This window comes from Ochrobactrum sp. SFR4 (assembly GCF_019730395.1).
Lineage (GTDB): Bacteria > Pseudomonadota > Alphaproteobacteria > Rhizobiales > Rhizobiaceae > Pseudochrobactrum.
Genome location: NZ_JAAPBB010000748.1, coordinates 1 through 274 on the forward strand (window position 1 = coordinate 1; position 274 = coordinate 274).

A 274-nucleotide genomic window follows, 5' to 3' on the forward strand; every position below is an offset into this window, starting at 1 on the left:
GTTGATAGCTTCTGTCGGCACAAAGATCATCACGCGCATCAATCTCGGACCCACTGCCGAACGCATGGAACGTGATCTCGGCGAAACGACCTATTACGAATATCGCCGTGAGACACAGCCCACAGGCGGTGTAAAATGGCAAAAGGAAACAAGGCGCGAGAGCCCGGTTGTTCGCTCCGAGTTCAGCTCCGAATTGGGTGTTGATGCAAAAGGCGTGAAAGCCTTTGTCACAGGAATCGGCAAGAGCGTTTATCTGGTTCATTTCCCTTTCCCT

1 protein-coding gene is annotated in these 274 nt (G+C 52.2%); it reads left to right on the plus strand.

The window, feature by feature from the left end; genetic code table 11:
• Window positions 1-274, plus strand: a 274-nt coding sequence (locus tag HBA93_RS21070) for a hypothetical protein (RefSeq protein WP_221724569.1), incomplete at both ends; no start/stop codon positions are given.